General features: G+C 52.9%; 18 protein-coding genes. 12 read left to right on the top strand and 6 right to left on the bottom strand.

Annotation, left to right across the window (positions count from 1 at the left end; genetic code table 11):
- Positions 1-16 precede the first annotated feature (16 nt).
- Positions 17-1,018, top strand: a complete 1,002-nt coding sequence (locus WC593_08720; protein ID MFA4825228.1) for a BMP family ABC transporter substrate-binding protein — start codon at positions 17-19, stop codon at positions 1,016-1,018.
- A gap of 217 nt (positions 1,019-1,235) precedes the next feature.
- Here WC593_08720 and WC593_08715 read toward each other — a convergent pair whose 3' ends face one another.
- Positions 1,236-2,633: a DNA-directed DNA polymerase II small subunit gene (locus tag WC593_08715; GenBank protein MFA4825227.1), complete on the bottom strand. Its 1,398-nt coding sequence runs from the start codon at positions 2,631-2,633 to the stop codon at positions 1,236-1,238.
- A gap of 133 nt (positions 2,634-2,766) precedes the next feature.
- Here WC593_08715 and WC593_08710 point away from each other — a divergent pair, with 133 nt between their 5' ends.
- Genes WC593_08710 through cofH (WC593_08700) form a run of 3 tightly spaced genes read left to right on the top strand, consistent with a single transcriptional unit; the run spans position 2,767 to position 5,486 of the window.
- Complete coding sequence (locus tag WC593_08710; protein ID MFA4825226.1) at positions 2,767-3,396, top strand: LysE family transporter; 630 nt, start codon at positions 2,767-2,769, stop codon at positions 3,394-3,396.
- Between the two features lie 45 nt (positions 3,397-3,441).
- Positions 3,442-4,389, top strand: coding sequence for a S26 family signal peptidase (locus WC593_08705; protein ID MFA4825225.1), 948 nt, complete (start codon positions 3,442-3,444; stop codon positions 4,387-4,389).
- A 41-nt stretch (positions 4,390-4,430) separates the two neighbouring features.
- Entirely contained in the window at positions 4,431-5,486 is a 1,056-nt protein-coding gene (gene cofH / locus WC593_08700; protein MFA4825224.1) for a 5-amino-6-(D-ribitylamino)uracil--L-tyrosine 4-hydroxyphenyl transferase CofH, read from the top strand.
- Between the two features lie 66 nt (positions 5,487-5,552).
- Here cofH (WC593_08700) and WC593_08695 read toward each other — a convergent pair whose 3' ends face one another.
- Positions 5,553-5,852, bottom strand: coding sequence for a YunC family protein (locus WC593_08695; protein ID MFA4825223.1), 300 nt, complete (start codon positions 5,850-5,852; stop codon positions 5,553-5,555).
- A 112-nt stretch (positions 5,853-5,964) separates the two neighbouring features.
- On the opposite strand from WC593_08695, the gene cofH (WC593_08690) reads away from it, so the two are divergent.
- Positions 5,965-7,053 (top strand): 5-amino-6-(D-ribitylamino)uracil--L-tyrosine 4-hydroxyphenyl transferase CofH, encoded by a 1,089-nt coding sequence (gene cofH, locus WC593_08690; GenBank protein MFA4825222.1) that lies wholly within the window; start codon positions 5,965-5,967, stop codon positions 7,051-7,053.
- A 47-nt stretch (positions 7,054-7,100) separates the two neighbouring features.
- Positions 7,101-7,559, top strand: a complete 459-nt coding sequence (locus tag WC593_08685; protein MFA4825221.1) for a pyridoxamine 5'-phosphate oxidase family protein — start codon at positions 7,101-7,103, stop codon at positions 7,557-7,559.
- A gap of 5 nt (positions 7,560-7,564) precedes the next feature.
- Here the strand turns inward: WC593_08685 and WC593_08680 are convergent, their stop codons facing one another.
- The 3 genes from WC593_08680 to WC593_08670 are packed head-to-tail and all read right to left on the bottom strand — an operon-like array spanning position 7,565 to position 9,166.
- Entirely contained in the window at positions 7,565-8,119 is a 555-nt protein-coding gene (locus tag WC593_08680; protein MFA4825220.1) for a flavodoxin family protein, read from the bottom strand.
- On the bottom strand, positions 8,116-8,571 hold the full coding sequence (locus WC593_08675; GenBank protein MFA4825219.1) for a GIY-YIG nuclease family protein: 456 nt from the start codon (positions 8,569-8,571) through the stop codon (positions 8,116-8,118). The genes WC593_08680 and WC593_08675 overlap by 4 nt, the downstream gene beginning before the upstream one ends.
- Complete coding sequence (locus WC593_08670; protein ID MFA4825218.1) at positions 8,564-9,166, bottom strand: MBL fold metallo-hydrolase; 603 nt, start codon at positions 9,164-9,166, stop codon at positions 8,564-8,566. The genes WC593_08675 and WC593_08670 overlap by 8 nt, the downstream gene beginning before the upstream one ends.
- A gap of 25 nt (positions 9,167-9,191) precedes the next feature.
- Here WC593_08670 and thiC point away from each other — a divergent pair, with 25 nt between their 5' ends.
- From thiC to WC593_08640, 6 genes are all read left to right on the top strand, one after another.
- Positions 9,192-10,493, top strand: a complete 1,302-nt coding sequence (thiC, locus tag WC593_08665) for a phosphomethylpyrimidine synthase ThiC (protein ID MFA4825217.1) — start codon at positions 9,192-9,194, stop codon at positions 10,491-10,493.
- A gap of 102 nt (positions 10,494-10,595) precedes the next feature.
- Positions 10,596-10,916 (top strand): nucleotidyltransferase family protein, encoded by a 321-nt coding sequence (locus tag WC593_08660; protein ID MFA4825216.1) that lies wholly within the window; start codon positions 10,596-10,598, stop codon positions 10,914-10,916.
- Entirely contained in the window at positions 10,913-11,260 is a 348-nt protein-coding gene (locus tag WC593_08655; GenBank protein ID MFA4825215.1) for a DUF86 domain-containing protein, read from the top strand. The genes WC593_08660 and WC593_08655 overlap by 4 nt, the downstream gene beginning before the upstream one ends.
- Complete coding sequence (locus tag WC593_08650; protein ID MFA4825214.1) at positions 11,260-11,493, top strand: hypothetical protein; 234 nt, start codon at positions 11,260-11,262, stop codon at positions 11,491-11,493. The genes WC593_08655 and WC593_08650 overlap by 1 nt, the downstream gene beginning before the upstream one ends.
- Entirely contained in the window at positions 11,471-12,106 is a 636-nt protein-coding gene (locus tag WC593_08645; protein ID MFA4825213.1) for a class I SAM-dependent methyltransferase, read from the top strand. Before WC593_08650 ends, WC593_08645 begins: the two co-directional genes overlap by 23 nt.
- A 30-nt stretch (positions 12,107-12,136) precedes the next feature.
- Complete coding sequence (locus tag WC593_08640; GenBank protein ID MFA4825212.1) at positions 12,137-12,340, top strand: phosphomethylpyrimidine synthase ThiC; 204 nt, start codon at positions 12,137-12,139, stop codon at positions 12,338-12,340.
- Between the two features lie 10 nt (positions 12,341-12,350).
- Here the strand turns inward: WC593_08640 and WC593_08635 are convergent, their stop codons facing one another.
- Entirely contained in the window at positions 12,351-14,210 is a 1,860-nt protein-coding gene (locus tag WC593_08635) for a DUF2254 family protein (protein ID MFA4825211.1), read from the bottom strand.
- Positions 14,211-15,390: the final 1,180 nt, after the last annotated feature.

Below are 15,390 nucleotides of genomic sequence, written 5' to 3'. Positions count from 1 at the left end.
GGGTGTTTTTGAAACCATGAACCGGAAGTATCTCCTCATTGGAGCCGTAGTTGCGACAATAGCCATTTTTGCAATATCCGTGGCAGTGTACGTGATCCCGCATGAGCCCATGCACCCTGTCGTGTATATTGTATACGGTTCGGAGAAAGGTGACCTTTCCTATACCGACAGTGCCTACCGTGGCCTGTTTACCGCACAGGAAGCCATGGTGTTCTCCAAGAAGGAGTTTACATCGCTCAATTATACAAAATTCTCCGGGCTGCTTGACAATCTCCGCGGACCGGAAAATCCCGGCCTCATCATAACGGTCGGCTATATCTATGCGGATGATACGAAACGGCTTGCTGCAGAACACCCGGAAATCCGGTTCCTTGCCATTGACCAGACTGGTATCGGATCGCAAAATACACAAGCGTACGAGATTACCTCGTTCGGGGAGAGTTACCTTGCAGGTGTCCTTGCAGCATCGGCCACAAAAACCCACCGGGTCGGGATTATTCTTGGGACGCAGTCGGATCTGCTCGAGGGGTTCCGGCAGGGATACATTGCCGGGGTGCACGCAGTCGATCCATCAATGACCATAGATCAGGAATATGTCCGGAACAATTCTTTCGGTGGTTTTTCCGATCCGGACCGGGCAGAGGATCTTGCTGGCGGGATGTACCGCAACGGAGCTGATGTGATCTATACCGTAGCCGGCTACTCCGGTCTCGGCACAATCACTGAAGCGAAGAAAGCGCCGGGCCGGTTCGTCATTGGAGTGGATTCCGATCAGACCCACCTGGGCCCCGGAGTTGTCATTGCATCTGCAGTAAAGCGGGTGGACCGGGTGGTGTATACCGGTATTGGTGAATACCTGGACGGGACATTTACGGGCGGCAATACGGTTGCCGGGCTCAACGAGGGTGTGACAGGTCTTGTCTTCAACCCGAAGTTTGCTGCGTATAATGCAACTGTCAGCGCATGGGAAGGAAAGGCCCGGGAAGAGGAAGCCCGGTATCTGGCAGCACGGCAGTAACCCTGCGTTATCGGTGCAAAGCTCCCCCGAATTATCGTTCAGCCACAGTCCCGGTGCAACATCCCGGCATCCTGACCTTTTTACAATACCACTCTAATGTATGCTTATGGTCAAGCCCCCGTTCCTATTCCGGCAGGAGATGTAAGCTGGGGAATCCCGGTAAGCGTCCGGATTTTTGAGCGGTTACAATACCAGACGCTCAACAAAAAAGTATTTTTCACGCGAAGGTAAATGTCTCCGGAATCAGTGTCTGGAGATCGACGACAACGGCCAGTGCCGGAGTCGGGTTCACGTTCATCTGCTTCTGGAACTTGGTCTGGGACTGCCAGGTACCGGCATTGATACCAAGCACGCCCCGGTAAGTTGTAATTCCCTTGATATGGACATGGCCGGTATGCAGGATCTCGGGCAATGGATCGATGATCATCCGGTCGATCTTTCCTGCCGCAATCGGGGTCCTGCGCCCGTAGGCCGGTGCAAGGTGGCGACGCTGGAGCATTTCCTGCATCATGAGCCCGCTCTGCTCGTAGGACGCCCCGGGAATAAGCCCTATCATATCATCGATCGATCTCCCGTGATACATCAGGACCCGCACACCCTGCAGGTTGACCAGTGCCGGGTTTTCTACGAGGATACAGTTTTCCGGGAATTTTTTAATGAATGCATCCGGTAACACCGGCTGCGGCTCTGCGCCACGGACAACGTCGTGGTTGCCCGGCGATATGATGATCTTCATCCGCGAGGGAAGCTTGCGCATCATGGCGCCGAACGCCTCGTACTGCTCGTAGATGTTTTTTATCGTCAGCTCGCTCTCCTGGCCCGGGTAGATACCGATCCCGTCCACGAGGTCGCCGGCAATTAACAGGTAGGAGAAATCCGAATCCGAGAGCCAGTCGGAAAAACGGTCCCAGCTCTCCTGCAGGAAGGTGTCGCTGCCCACGTGGACATCGGAGATGAAGACTGCTTTTCCCGGCTCTTCGCTCCGGAACGGGGTGTTGTCAATGCGGATGTCCGGGCGGTAGAGGAGCTCGGCAAAGAAGAGTTTCCCGTCGCTGGAGAGCTTGCCCTTCACCCCTATTACTTCGTCGTGGATAATCCGCTCGGCATCGGAAAAGACCGGGCGATCCTTCCTGAAGAGTACGGATATGTTTGCCGAGGTATCCTCGAGTTCAGCGATCCGGTGCCCGTTTGTGGTGGTCTTGACTTCTGTTACCATACCGATGATGGTACATTCTTCCTGCCGGTACCGGTTGGAACGTGTCAGCGCTTCGATGGGCATGGTGCTGCACCGGCTCCGGATCATTCCCCCCAGCCGGGCATAACGGTCACGGAAATAATGGAGGTAATCCCCGGTGCCGTTTATGGGCCCGGAGGTCCCGGCAGAGCCGCTGACCACTTCCACGCAGGGATCGGTGAGAAACCGGGTCCCGTCACGGGTTACGGTCATACCGGGAATGTGCTGCGCCGAGACAACGATCGCATTATCGGGTACACCTGCGATAATGCGTTCGATCAGGTCGGGTTCACCCTGCTCCAGGATATACCGCACTACATCGGGATGTACCTGCAGCCGCGCATCTAAAAAAGCGAGTGTGATCTGCTGGACATCGAGCATGAATACTATATCGTTCACTGAGAAAATATAGGATACCGTTGTTGCACATCGTGCCCGGTATTTCCCCGTATCAATGGGGATTTATTGCCCCCACCCGTACACGTGATCAGAGCTGATTGATCGGATAGCACCCATGTATGAAGTATTCCCGACATTTTTTCTCGGACTGGTAATCGGTCTTACGGGAGCTCTTGCTCCCGGGCCTACCCTGGTGGCCACGATCAATGCCTCGATTGCCGGTGACTGGAAGATCGGCCCGAAAGTGACTGTGGGCCATATGATCGCCGAGAGTATCATATTTCTCCTGATTGTCCTTGGGTTTGCCGCGATCGCCCTCCCGTATACAACTGCCATCGCGGTGATCGGCGGGATTGCCCTTATCGGATTTGGGATACTTACATTCGCAGGAAGCCGGGGCGCATCACTGAATGGCCCGGTAACCGGGACTGCTGGCAATCCCTATGCAGCCGGACTGATCACCAGTGCAGCAAATCCCTATTTCTGGATCTGGTGGCTTACGATCGGTAGTGCGATGGTAATCGCCACACTTTCGGGCGGGATTGTCCTGGCAGCAGTCTTTATGGTAGGACACTGGTGTGCGGATCTCGGGTGGTTGACGCTGGTATCCACCGGTGTGTCAAGGGGGAGAGCAATCCTGTCGGACACCTCATACCGCAGGATTATGGGGGCGTGTGGGATTTTTCTGGTGCTGTTCGGTGTATATTACCTCATGAAGGCACTCCCCCTCTTTCCTGCGGTATGAAAGGTGCGGTATATTAACAAAAAATCTCATACAGTGTAGCAAGAGATGACAGACACGGACAAACCACGGGATATCCGCACGGCCATTCACCAGTTCCGGACATCTGATCACTGGGCGGTCTCCCTTGCCCGCGATCTGCTCTGGGTTGTAGCGGTGGTTGGCGGAATCGCCCTTGCCCTCTTTTTGATCTGCGGTACCTGGCCGGCAGTAGTCACGATTGAATCCGAGAGCATGGTCCCCAACATGAATGTCGGGGATCTTGTCGTCGTCATCCAGAAAGACCGGTTTGGCGATCTCCAGACCTGGGACGACGGGAAAACGTCCGGGTACAAAAAATTTAACGATTACGGGGACGTGATCATTTACCGCCCGAACGGTGCCACCGACATGTGGGCATCGATAGGTCTCCTCCCGCTCTCAAAGGCGCAGCACCCGATCATCCACCGGGCAATGACATGGACGGACAACGGGCAGCCCGTCCCCTCGTATCTCAATATCTACCGCGGGAAGGTTACCCCAACCGGGTATCTTCCGCTCACGATCAGCGGGGAAACGGCGAACGGGTACCGGATTCTCTCGACCGGTGCAGGCACCCCAGAAGCCAATTTCACGCCCGGAGCAAAGGATCTCGTCATGCAGACCCCGCAGGGCAATTATATTCTGCCCGCAGCATCCCTTATCCCGGACTCCGGCTATGTAAGGGATACCGATACTACGGCAACGCATGGCGGATACATCACCAAGGGCGATAATAACAACTTCAGCGACCAGGGATACATCACGATTCCCGGAACGGGGACTGTTGAGCCCGTGAAACAGGAGTGGGTTGTCGGCAAAGCCCTCTTCACCGTACCCTATGTCGGGCTCCTCCCGCTCCATATCGGGGAGGTTATTATTGTTGTCATCGTCCTCATGGTGCTCCATGAACTCTACCTCCGCAGGAAGGAAGAAACGCCTGCAAAACCGAAAAAGAGCGGGAAGAAACAGCGGTGAGGTGAGAGACAATACCAGACATATCACCCCTGCTATCTGATGTGCTGGATGGTCACCGCCTCACCGTGACGGAAGCAGAACTCCTCCTGAATGCCCGGGGTTCTGATGTCCTTGCGATCACTGCGGCCGCTGATGAGATGCGGGAACGCCGAGTCGGGGACACTGTAACCTACGTGCGGAACCAGAACCTGCATGTGACCAACATCTGCAAGAACCTCTGCGGGTTCTGCGGTTTTGGCCGGAAAGCAACCGACGAGGGGGCATACTGCCATGACAAGGCAGGGATCCAGGCACAGGCGAAGCTCGCGTACGAACGGAAGGTGACCGAGATCTGCCTGTTATCGGGTGTTCACCCCGGTTTCACGCTGGATACCTTCGCTAACCTGATCCACTGGGTGCACGAGGCGGCTCCCGGTGTCCACGTCCACGCGTTCAGCCCGGACGAGGTTGCCCATGCGGCACACCGGGGAAGTTGCACTACGCCGGAAGTTCTTGCCCGGCTTAAAGAAGAGGGACTCGGCACCATCCAGGGAACTGCGGCTGAGATTCTCGTTGATTCCGTGCGGGAAGTGATCTGCCCCCGCAAAGTCCCCACAGCTGACTGGATCCGGATCATCAAAGAGGCGCACGGAATTGGCCTGCGCTCAACGGCAACGATCATGTACGGGTCGTACGAAACATCCCGGGACCAGATCGAGCATCTTGCCATCCTGCGGGGCATACAGGACGAGACGCACGTGTTTACCGAGCTTGTTACCCTGCCGTTCGTCCACACCAACACCCCTCTCTACCAGCAGGGGATTGCCCGGGCCGGGCCGACCGGGCGCGAAGATCTCCTTATGATCGCGGTATCCCGGCTCTTCCTTGATAATTTCAACAATATCCAGGTGGCATGGGGAAAGGTCGGACTCAAGATGACCCAGCTCGCCCTCTTGTCCGGTGCCAATGATCTCGCAGGCACCATGTTCACCGATGATGTGACCGGCAATGCCGGGGCATCGGGTTCTGACTATCTCGATCCAAAGGATATGGAGCGGATCGTTGCCGATATCGGGAGGAAGCTCCGCCAGCGGACAACGCTCTATGAACTCGTGTGAAAAATACGATAAACCCGGTGGGAAAAACCGGTACGAGAAAGTGATTTTTTATCTCTGATACGGCAATCAGAGCAGTTCCAGCGCAGCACGGCCGGTCATGCCATTCTTGATCCCGCGCCCCATGGCAGAGCGGTTTGCTTCCTTGACGATCCCTTTTAAGAGATCTTCCGTATCGACAATCGACGGACCGATCGATGGTCTGATTTTTGCTGCCGGGTAACTGAACGAGTCAAGCGCTGCGACATCGAATGCACCGCATCCGATCATTCCCACATCCGTCTTGATTGCGACGAGGTTCGCCGGGCCGAGGGGAATAATATACCCGTCAGCCACTTTTCTGGTCAGTTGAACGTCTACCTGCTGCATATCGCTCCTGTATTCATGGTTGGCGCGAGGGAATAATAATCATGTGGCATGGGAATACCGTACAATCACAACTGACCGGGCGTTACGGACCGGTAATTGCGTGGAGCGAATCATGGACCCCTACCTGCAGACCCTGCTCAATGATGTGAAAAACGGCCATAGGCTGAGTGAAGATGAATGCCTGAAGCTGTTCTCTGTCCGCGACCGGCAGGTCTGGCAGATTGCTGCTGCGGCCGATGATATGCGGGAGCAGCGTGCGGGTAAGGCCGTATCCTGGGTCCTGAACCAGAACATCAACGTGACCAACCTCTGCGTCAATGCCTGTGGGTTCTGCGGGTATTCGAAAAAACCCGGCGAGGAGGGGATCTACTTCCATGACAAGGCGGAGATCCAGAAGAAAGCGGCACTGGCAAAGACCCGGGGCGTTTCTGAGATCTGCACGGTAAGCGGCCTTCACCCGGACTTCACTGCACAGTCCTACATCGATGTCTACCGGTGGATCCATGAAGCGGCACCGGGAATCCATCTCCACGCAAGCAACCCGATGGAAGTTGCCTATGCGGCAAAAAAGAGCGGGATGAGCACAAAAGAGGTACTGGTTGCGATGAAGGGAGCAGGGCTGGGATCGCTGTGCGGGACGGCAGCCGAGATCCTGGTGGATTCCGTGCGGGATACGATCTGCCGCGAGAAGATCCCAACCGCCGAATGGGTGCGCATCATCAAAGAGGCACACGGGCTTGGTATCCGCTCAACTGCCACTATCATGTATGGCCACTGCGAGACTGACGCAGACCGGGTGCGCCACCTTACGATCCTGCGGGAGATACAGGATGCCACCCACGGGTTTACCGAGTTTGTACCGCTGTCGTTCATCCACATGAACACGCCGATTTACCGCGCCGGCATCGCCCGGGCGGGAGCGACCGGGAGAGAGGATCTCCTGATGGTGGCCGTTGCACGCTTATTCCTTGATAACTTTGCCAATATCCAGGTCTCGTGGGTGAAAGAGGGGATCAAGATGGCGCAGCTGGGGCTTATTGCCGGCGCCAATGATCTCGGCGGGACCATGTTTGAAGAGAGCATCTCCAAGGGGGCAGGAGCGGTCAATACCGATTATCTCGATCCCAAAGAGATGCAGCGTGTGGCAGAAGATGTGGGCAGACCGCTCCGGCGCCGTACAACCCTGTATGAGCTCCTCTAGTGTGAGCGGGACGGGGGCATTTTCTGATTTCCAAAGACGGATTCACCATGCGAAGACACGACCGTGAGATAACCGATCGCTCCGAGATGGAATCCATTCTCAGGAACGCAGCCGTGTGCAGGCTCGGGTGCGATGATAACGGCAGCCCCTACATCGTGCCGCTGTCGTTCGGTTACCAGGACGGTGCTATCTATATGCATTCCGCCCGTGAAGGACGGAAGATCGCCCTGTTAACGGAGAACCCGGAGTGCTGTATTGAAGTTGACGAATGCATTGAAGTTGTGCGCGAGAAAAAACCCTGCAACTGGGGCATGCACTACCGGAGTGTCATCTGCCGGGGAAGAGCACATTTCGTTACTGACCCTGAAGAGAAACGGGAGGGGCTGAACTGCATCCTGCATCACTATGGTGCAGAATCACACCCGTTCTCAGAAAAAGAACTCGATGGTGTCTGTGTGATCAGGATTGATATTACGGAAATGACGGGAAAAAAGTGCGGGGGCTGATCTCGTCAGCGATGATCCTTTTTGACCAGGCGAACGATCTTATCCCCGATCTTCTGTGCTTTCTCCACGGCTTCTTTATCGGCGAGCACTTCGCCCTCATGATACCCGTTGCCCTTGACCGATCCCAGTGACGAAAATTCATGGGAGCTTAAGAATCCTTCCAGCGTCTGGATCGTCCGGTTTGCACCTTTCTGCGCCTGTACTGCAACCGCGACTCCCTTTCTTCCGGCAAGTTTCCGGTCATGATACAGGGAATATGTCCGGTCGATGAAGTTTTTCAGATGACCGCAGACATCGTAGTAATACGTGGGGGATCCGATCACGAGGACATCGCAGTCAAGTATCTTGTTAACGATAATATCCCAGTCATCGTTCTCGATCACGCACCACTTCTTTTCCTTGCATTTCTCACAGCCCAGACACGGGTGGATCTTCTTTCCTGCAAGCGAGACAAACTCCGTCTTGATCCCCGCACTATGACAGCGTTCGAGAATGACGTTGACCAGATCTGCGGTGTTGCCATCCTTGCGCATGCTCCCTGAAATCCCCAGCACCTTCATATGTTATCCTCCACGTCCGGGTTCATGATTGTTTTGGTGGTTGGTACCAGTCCGAGATGCCGGAACGCAGACCCGATCTCATCCCGTGGATCACGCTGCCGGTAAAAAAGGTGAGAAGAACAGGCGCAGTCGCTGCACCCGAATTTCGGAACCCCGCCCCCGTCCAGCTCCTGTGCAAGCCGGCATTCGAGGCGATCGCCCGTGACTGCAGAGACTGCATATACAAGAGAGAAGCAGGTTGACGTGTGAAGATAGTCCACATGCCATTTCGGATGTTTATCGCGCTGTGCGGCAAGACGGATATGACGCTCAAGACGTTTCAGGCCCCCGCTGCCCAGCGCTGAACCAACGTAGCAGTGCCACCCGGGCCGGAAGTGGATCTCACCGAGCGCACCTATCCGGACCGCACAGCGGGCATTTTTGAAGATGAGACAGTAAATTCCCTTATCCATAACCACTCTTGATCAGGCTGAGCGCAGCGGCGATGTGCCGTCTCCCGCCATCTTCTACCGGCGACCCGTGACCCGGGAAGAGCCCCTCCACATCGAGCGGTGCCAGCCGTTCTAGCGACCGCTGGAGCTCTGCCCGGCTCCCGCCCGGGAAATCGTAGCGCCCGAAAGCGCCATCGGTAAATACCGTATCGCCGCTGATGAGGAGCTTTTCTTTTTCGCAGTACAGGCAGATGCTTCCCGGGGTGTGGCCGGGTGTATGGATGACCGTAAAATCGCCAATAACATCTCCTTCTTTCAGCATGATGTCAGGCATAATCCCGGGCGAGCGGGCGCCAAAGTGCATCGAGAGGTTCAGCGACTCGTCAAGCAGGCCCCGGGCATCGCTCTTATGGATAGCGACCTTGGCCTTGCACATATGCGCGATCTCTTTTATGCGGGCGGTATGATCGAAGTGGCAGTGGGTGAGGACGATGGTCTCGATCCGCTCCTTGTGCGGTGCTACCGCCATGGGCATGACCCCGGCATCCACGAGAATATTTCCCACGATATAGGAGTTTGCCCAGACATCACCGTTTGTAAGCCACTCGACCTGCATGCACAATAATAAGGACTCCGCACAGATGTGTCTTATGGATTTGCTGGTCCGCAGGTGTTCTTGCGGTGTTCCGGAAGATGTGGCAGCGGCAGCCCGGACTGAGGGCATGGATCCCGCACGCATGGCACGACTGGTTGCGGCGGGCAGGGTCGTCATCCCCGCAAACCCCAGCCGGAAGCACCAGCGGTGCGCGATCGGCGAAGGGTGCACAGTCAAGATCAATATAAACGTCGGCACATCGGGAAGCAGGTGCGATGTTGCGATGGAGGAGCTAAAGGCACAGGCAGCGCTCGATAACGGTGCCGATGCCATCATGGACCTCTCGACCGGCGGCGATCTTGTTGCGATCCGGAAGAAGATGCTCGCGCTGGATACAACGGTCGGGACCGTGCCGGTCTATGAAGCGGTGCGCCGGGCAGGCAATGCGATGGATGTGGATGCCGACCTGCTCTTTAAGGTCATCCGCGAGCACTGCCAGCAGGGTGTGGACTTCTTAACGCTCCACTGCGGCGTGAACCGGCAGGCACTCGCGGCGCTCCGGGGCGATCCCCGCCTGATGGGCGTGGTGAGCCGGGGCGGCTCATTCCACTGCGCAATGATGATGCAGCGGGACGAGGAGAACCCGCTCTACGCTGAATACGATTACCTGCTGGAGATCCTCGCGGAATACGATGTGACCGTCAGCCTCGGGGACGGGATGCGCCCCGGCTGCTTACAGGATGCCGAGAAACTCGCCAAGTCAGTCGAGTATATCACGCTCGGCACGCTGGCAAAACGGGCACAGGCAAAGGGTGTCCAGCGGATGATCGAGGGACCGGGACATATGCCGCTCGACCAGGTGGGCTACAATGTGCGGATGATCAAGGAGATCACCGACCATGCCCCGCTCTACCTGCTCGGACCGCTCGTCACCGATATCGCGCCGGGTTACGACCACGTGGTCGCAGCCATTGGCGGGGCGACAGCCTGCCTCAACGGTGCCGACTTCCTCTGCATGGTCTCGCCCAGCGAGCATCTTGCGCTGCCGGATGTCGCGGACATTATCGAAGGAACCCGGGTGGCAAAGATTGCTGCGCACGTCGGGGACACCGTCCGGAAGCACGAGGGCTGGCGGATGGAGCGCGAGGTCCAGATGGCGGAGGCCCGGCATGAGCTGGACTGGGACGAGCAGTTCCGGCTGGCGCTCTATGGGGAGCATGCCCGGAAGATCCACGAGCGGGACGGGGAGACCGAGACCTGTTCGATGTGCGGGGATCTGTGTGCGGTCAAGATGGTGAACGAGCTGTTCGGGACTGCACCTAAGGGGAAAGGGAAGAAGGGGAAGTAAATCTCCAACCCGTTTCGTTTTTATTCACAACCCCGGATTCCATTTTCCTCAAAAAATATAACCTCGGACGATTCTATCATCTATACTAAGAGATGCATCACCTTGTCCAGGATCAATCCGTCCCAGAATAAGCGGTCGTTTGACGAGATACGGCAGGATCTCCGGTCACACCTGCCGGATCTCCGGGAGCGGTATGGTATTACCTACCTGGGGATATTCGGCTCCTATGTCCGGGGCGAGCAGAAAAAGACAAGCGATGTGGACATCCTTGTGGAATTCGACCGCCCGGGAACCCTCCTTGATTTTATCCATCTCCAGAATGATCTTGTGGACCTCCTCGGCGTTAAGGTGGACCTTGTTGAAAAGAACGGGCTCAAACCGGCGATCAAACCCTATGTGCTCGCAGAAGTTGTGCCGGTATGACCAGCCCGAAAGAGAAACGGAGTGCAGGGGAATACCTGTCAGATATGCGGGATGCGATCCATGCCGCCCGCGAATTTTCGCAGGGTGTGACATTCGAAGAGTTCCGGAACAACCGGGAGAAACAGTTTGCTATCATCCATGCCCTTGAGATCATCGGGGAAGCGGCTAAGCAGGTACCGGCATCGGTAAGGGAAGAGTACCCTGATATCCCGTGGCGTGATATTGCGGGGATGCGTGACCGGCTCATCCACGGTTATTTTTCCGTGAATCTTGAACGTTTATGGAACACTGTTCAGGAAGACCTGCCCCATCTTGAGGAATTACTAAAAGATAGCATCCCCTGATGCATTCGGCCGAGGCCCGGCACGAGCTCGACCAGGACAAGCCGTTCCGGCTGGCGCTTTCTCCAGACTGCCAGATTAGGAATATCCCCCCCGTTCTCATCAGGCGTCTTTTTACCCAGTCAGGCATTATCTGGAAGACCCTCTGGAGTTCGGACGGTTATGTGCAATACCTTATTCTTGCAGAGATCCGATCTCTCTCCGGGTCAGAATATGCAGATCGCCGAGATCGATGAAATCTACAAAAAGGTACCGCTGGAGAAGATCCCGTGGAACATCAAGACACCCCCGGACGCTCTCACCGATCTCGTGAAGAGCGGGAAGGTCCGGCCGTGCAGGGCGGTTGATCTCGGGTGCGGTGCCGGCAATTACGCGGTCTGGCTTACCGGGCTCGGGTTTGATGTGACCGGCGTCGACAGTTCCCCGGCCGCGATAGAGATCGCACGCAGGAATGCGGTAAAGAACGGCGTCCGATGCACGTTTGTTGTCGCGGATCTCCTTGGCGACCTTCGCCCCGTGGAGGGCACGTTTGATTTTGCTTACGATTACGAGCTCCTTCACCACCTCCTGCCGGAAGAGCGGGCGGTCTATATCAAAAACGTACACCGGCTTACCCGCCCCCATGCAGTTTATCTCTCGGTCTGTTTCAGCGAGGATGACCCCCAGTTCGGGGGAGTGGGCAAAACCCGGAAGACACCCATGGGGACCATTCTTTATTTTTCGTCCGAAGATGAGATCCGGGACCTGGTATCTCCGCACTTTCGCATCCTTGAACTGAAGACGGTGGAAGTCGCAGCGAAGTTCGGGGGAACCCATACGGCGATTTATGTGCTGTGCGAGAGAAAGTGAACGGGATTTTGGTCACATAAGGGCTGGCGGATGGAACGCGAGGTGCAGATGGCCGAGGCCCGGCATGAGCAGTTCTGGCTGGCGCTCTATGGGGAGCATACCCGGAATATCCATGAGCGGGACGGGGAGACAGAGACCTGCCCGGTGTGCGGGGATCTCTGTGCGGTCAAGATGGTGAATGAGCTGATCGGGACTGATAAGAAGTGCAAAGGGAAGCAACAAGAAAAAAAGTGATTCAAGAATCCTAGTCTATTTCATTAATTATTTTTTCAAATATCTCACTTTCACAATCTCTTGCATAAAGATCAAAGCGATCAGCCCTATATTTGACGATCAAATCTTGAAAAACGGAATTTTTTTCTTTTTTGATGCTTTTAAGACGATTAATTATTTTTAATTCACATTCTTTTGATAATGGACTATCAATCTTTTTCAATCTGATATAAAAAACCAGTTGAATTAATGATTTAATGAATTGATGGAGTGAATATTCTAATTTCTTATTGTTTTTCATTGTGGCATAAATATGATTCAGAGCTCTGAATGTTTCTGTTGTTGTTTGACACAGATTATTCTCAATAGAAATCTCAGCTAATTCACCAAGTCTTTTTATTGTTTCACTTGTTGGAGAACTCAATTCATAATCTGCTGATAAATTCCCCAACCGATCTAATGATTCAACTACTTCACGTAATGATCTCTCAAAAATCGTTTCATCTGTACATTTGGCTGCTGTATAATAACCAATAATTCCAATTGATTGAATGATTTCTGATATCTCATTATATTTCTTGTATTGAAGTCTCAGTTGTCCAATTGAATTGAGAGCACCAACTGGATCACAGATTGCATACCTTTCCTCGCTAATTATTTTTGGATCCGATTTCCTGACAATTTCATCCCCAATATTTGAGATATCATTCACAATTTTCTCTCGAATTTCTTCACTTCTTGGAAAATTAACTGATTTTATAATTATACTACTATCGATCTGATCCAAAGCTGAAATTGCAGAAGATGTTATATGTCTTATTTTCTTTTCTGCTCCATGATTACCTAGTCTATAAATGGAATCAACGATCAAGTGCGTAACATCTTCATAATTTTTTTCTGATGAGTATAAACCGAGATTTTCTAATGCATTTATCGCTGAAATGGTATTGGATCCGATCAAACTATTGGATTTTAGCTTTCCAAATTCTTCCAATGTATCGATTATTATTGAGAAAATGTCTTTATCCCCTTTATCGAGAGCGAGTAAACCTGCCCTTTTCAGATTCTCACAGAAATAATCCGAGACGGTGTCGCTTGATCTGATTGTAGTGTCATTTTGTAAAATTACAGACATGCGTATTAACAACCGTTTGAGCGCGAAATCAAGAATTGAGATGTCATATTGTTTAACCGATATATGGATGACATCAAAAATTGGTTGAAGTGGATCATCTGGGTTATAATCTGAATACACTCTACATTTTGGGAAATTCTTTTCGGATATTGAGTCAATGAGTCTTGAAATGAGGATATCACTTTTTAGCAAGTTTATCGTATTCAGAATATATGGTATTAAAGCCAAAAGTGTGAAAATCCCCAATAAGTATGCGAAGGATACAAAATATCCCAACTTTTCTGTAATATATGGTGATCCATCAATTTCTTTTAAAATCAAGAACTCGTAGGTAATTGAAATTATATAAATTGTAAGTAAAATCCAAAGATCTGGATCCTTTTTAAAAATGTCAACCGTTTTGAAAGAATATTTCTGTGCAGTTAGCTGAACCGCAATCAAAGTTAATGAAATTACTATAGAAATAATCGCAGCTTGACATTGCACCAAAGCACTTAGAAAATATCTACAACTATCTAAATTTGAATTAGTAAAATTTAGATAAGTTATGAATGCTCCTCCCAGAACAAACACGGCGAAAAAAATGCTAAAATAAATTATAATTCTCGCAGGGACGAGATTGGTGAGCTCCCATTCCTGTAATCTGTTATTGAAATGGTTGGTTTTGTAAGGTTCTTCTTCACCGTCAAAATCAATTGTATCTTTTAGGGGAGGTATGTCGCCATCATTCGAAGGAATATCATTTATCGCATTCATATTCCCACGACAAGTTGAAAGACTTGCATCTCTCCAAATTCGATTTCTGCTAAATTAAAACATTGTGTTTAATTCGAAAAATTAACCTTCTGATAAACCTTCACTCAATTTCCTGCTTGAAAGTACAGCATTATGGTCTGAATGATGGGGAGGACCCCCCTCTCCAAAACCCGAGAGGGGGACCCCCACCCCCCTGTCCGGGCCAAGACAGGCTCCCACCCCCCCATGCCGGCATCCGCCCCCCCCTCGCTTCGTGTGGAGTCCCGTCGGAAGAACCTTTTGCCGGTCCGTCCCGGGGAGGGGGGTGGTACCCTGTCTAAAAAGTGAGGGGGGGTATACCCACCCCCTCTCCAAAAAACGTGGGGGGGTCCCCCTCCCCCCCTGTCGTACGAAAGACAGGGTCCTACCCCCCCTCCGGGTGCACGTACCCTGCCACGGCTTCGCGTGGAGTCACGACGGAGAGGGTTTTTTACGGGCGGTCAGAATTCAGGGTGGGGGGTGCCCCTCCTCAGCATGACAGGGGGGACCCCCTCCCCCTCTCCAAAATAAGAGGGGGGGATACCAGCGTACCCTACCCCCCCTCTTGTCCAAGACAGGGTACCCCCTCTCTTGCACGAGACAGGGTACCCACCCCCCATGTGAACCGGAGAATCGGGAATGGTCCGCTTATTTCACCGTGTCCTTCCCGGCACAGCATCCGCAACCCGGGTCATTCAATGTAAATGGGCGGTGGGGCCAGTCACCGCTCCCTCATTTTGCAAGTGCAACAAACCCCTTTTTTCAATCGAACTATGATTTCAAAATTTTCATCGCGATCACGATCCCGATTGAAATCCTTTCACCGATCAATCAAACCTTGATTTTCATTTTTCAATCAAACTCTGGTTGAAAAATTTTCAGCAGACTTTGATTTGAAATTTTCAAGCGAACCTTGATTAAGAAAAGGCTCTGCGTATTCCCTCTCCGTCGTAGACTGGCTCCCCGGACTGGTGCAGATCAGCTTAACTTTTTACAACCGCACCTTGATTGAAAAATTTCAGGCAGACTTTGATTTTATTTTTTCAACCAAACCTTGATTTCAAAATTTTCATCGCGATCATGATCGTGATTGAAAATCGTAGCCGGATCAATCAGACTTTGATTGAAAAAATTTTACCGGACCATGATTAAAATTTTTCAA

This window comes from Methanoregula sp. (assembly GCA_041645435.1).
In the GTDB taxonomy this organism is placed as follows: domain Archaea; phylum Halobacteriota; class Methanomicrobia; order Methanomicrobiales; family Methanospirillaceae; genus Methanoregula.
Note: the sequence above shows the minus strand (reverse complement) of the source record. Positions and strands in the feature narration are given on the sequence as shown.